The 2876-nt window shown below is 38.4% G+C and carries 2 protein-coding genes; both read left to right on the top strand.

Features of this window, described 5'->3' with window-relative positions; genetic code table 11:
• Positions 1-511 precede the first annotated feature (511 nt).
• A complete protein-coding gene (locus F6K13_RS26590; protein ID WP_124155967.1) occupies positions 512-892 on the top strand; it encodes a hypothetical protein in 381 nt (126 codons plus the stop codon).
• A 114-nt stretch (positions 893-1006) separates the two neighbouring features.
• Positions 1007-2041 carry a septal ring lytic transglycosylase RlpA family protein gene (locus F6K13_RS26585; protein WP_287241579.1) on the top strand — a complete coding sequence of 345 codons (1035 nt, stop codon included), beginning with the start codon at positions 1007-1009 and terminating at the stop codon, positions 2039-2041.
• The last annotated feature ends 835 nt before the right edge of the window (positions 2042-2876 follow it).

Raw genomic sequence — 2876 nt, 5'->3', positions numbered from 1 at the left:
TGCAAAGGCAATTTCATCAATCCCTAGTGCAGGACGGCGGAAATAACTGACCAGTTACAAAATCTTAAAAGCCTTACCAATCAATACTTTTGAATTTTGAATTTTGATTTTTAACTTCCGCGTAGCGACACTAGCTTTGTCAGGATGTCTAGCCTTTAGAAGTTTACCATCAGTCTTGTATCTATAAAATTAACCAAATTTTTTTTCTAATTTGATTCCCAATCTTAAAAGTTTGTGATACTCTATTGCAGTCTCTTAATAATACTTAAACATCGAAGACTAACCACAAATCTAATCAAAGCGCTCAAATCGCTTAAATGGTTAGTCCAGCCTACTTAGCAATAAGTAAACGTTATTTTGGTCACAATACGTCAGAATGCGTGGCCAGTTCTGACCTCTATTGTTTGGCATTAAACAGGTAAAGAGATTTGAAAAACCAGTGTGTCGAACTTAACAAGCCAAAATAACCAGGCGAGGCCAACTTTACACTTTTTGTAGGAGGGACGCAAAAATGTCCAACTCAACTAATTATGTATTCGTGCTTGACGCGAGTAAAAAACCATTAACACCATGCAAACCTGGCATGGCAATGCTGACGAATCAACCCCTAATGGTAACAGCAATGGGACATGGTTGCAGGCAGATGGTACAGATGGACAAATATGGTTTTCCCCGCAAGGGTTATCAGGCTAAAAAACCTGTACCAGGTTGGAAAACTGGAGATATGATCAATGTCGTCAAAGGCAAAAACATTGGATTAAAGGGAGTCAGGATTAAAACTGTCAGAAGTAAAGGTAATTTTGACATCCGACATGGGGATAAAATCTTGTCTGTATCTCGAAATCATATCCAACCCATTCACAGACGAGATGGATACAATTACTCGTTTTGAGTAGATTTTTTCTAAGAGTTTGGGTTATCCGGAATAGTCTTAGCTGGACTATGCCCAGATAAGTTCAACTCAATGGGTGCTTCTTAAAAAAAATAGCTTAAAAAAAATAGGTTTATGAAGTACAAAATTTGGACTTTTCTGACTACTTTCTTGATATTTTCTAGTGTAGGTGTAGATTACTCTTATGCTGATACTCTTCAAGAAGACAAAATTTATCAAAAGAACGAACCAACAGATAGAAGCTTAGAAATAAATGATAACTTACAGAAAACTGTTGCCAATAGACAGGCAAATGTGTTCAAAGTTGGAGAATACCAGTTAAACACAAGACAAGGGAAGGAGACTGTCACTGAAATTATGGCCCATGAATTAACTGGTCGTCAAGCTGCAACTCTCTATGTTCGTAATATTCCAGTTCTTACTTTTCTTGACTCTCAGGATAAGAAGGCAAATAATAGTCCAGAGTCTAACTCAGACTCTTCGGTGAAAGTAGCTACTATTCAATCTTCTAATTCAAACCAACAAAAAGATCCTGTGTGGCGAGCATCAATAGTTGCCTCCCAACTAAATCAGCTTATGCAGGAAAACCCTAATCTGGATATTACAGCTAAGTGGGACACAGATACTGAAAGCTACATGATTCTGGTTAATGACCAAAAATTAGTAGAAATAGATAAGCAAACTATTCTGCCAGATACTACTAACGATTTAGCCACAGATACCCTACAAGCAACTAACCGTCTCAGACGACAAGTTAATAATGCCCCTCCTTTAAAAGAAATAGCGGGTCAACCAAAACCAAAACCACAGCCAGAACCACAAAAAATAGCTGTTAGGCCTATTACTTTCCAAGATCAAGGTTGGGCTTCTTGGTACGGCCCTGGATTTCATGGTAACTTAAGTGCCAGTGGCGAACGTTACAATCAATATGCAATGACAGCAGCCCATAAAACTCTGCCTTTTGGGACAAAGGTACGAGTGACTAATCTCAATAATGGTAGTTCAGTCGTTGTCAGGATTAACGATCGAGGCCCATTTATTCCAGGCAGAGTTATTGATTTATCTACTGCGGCTGCTCGTATTTTAGGTATGATTCAGAGTGGGGTTGCTCCTGTAAAGGTTGAGGTGATTGATTCTCGTGGATCTTAATTTTGGCATTTATCTCAACGTTGGTTGAAGACCCACGCTCTCCCGAAGGGGAGCGTCGGGATGTTTGCGTAGCATTCCGGAGGAAAAACCAATCAATTTTGCGGTATATGCCAATAGTGTGTTATAATTAAAGTTTTGCTGCTGGGCTAGCAGTGTCAGTCTGTAGAGCGACCGTAAGACCGAAAAGAGGCTTGACCTTGGAGGCTGGTGCATTGAAGCAGAAAGACCTAATCAGCGATGGTTAGGAATCCCGCGCTGTCTCCTAGAGCAGCGTCGGGAGGATGTCAATGAATGTTTCACTCTACATCATTACAGGAGTAGTAACTCTAATAGTTTCGTGAGAGTGTCTATATAAATAGTTTGGGGGAAAAGTCTATCTTTTCCTCCTTTTTCTATTATATATAGAGGAAGAAGTAAGAAGTAAGAAGGAAGAGGGAAGAAGGAAGAAGTAATAGGGAAAATATTGCTTTGTCTGAGTTTTAAGCTTTTGAACTGTCCGCATCTTTTGCTTCAATTGCTATAAGATTTGTTAGTAGGGAACAGGAAATAAAATATACTTAATAAACTTGAGTATAGCAATGGTAAGCATTCAGCTATTAGCATCATTTCCTACGGAATGCTACGCAAACGTAATTTTGAATTCTCCTTCTAGGATAATAACTTAATAGCTGAGTGCTGAGTGCTGAGTGCTGAATGCTTACCAATTATCAATAATTATTTTTATAAAAAATGCGTCTATTTACTACTACTGCAGCTTTGCAATGCTACTTAAATTTATTGAAAAACGATCTAAACAAATCTCCATATATTGTTGGTACTAAACCAACAGTATATG

Source organism: Okeania sp. SIO2B9 (genome assembly GCF_010672505.1).
Classification (GTDB): domain Bacteria; phylum Cyanobacteriota; class Cyanobacteriia; order Cyanobacteriales; family Microcoleaceae; genus Okeania; species Okeania hirsuta.
This window is presented reverse-complemented; position numbering and strand designations above follow the sequence as displayed.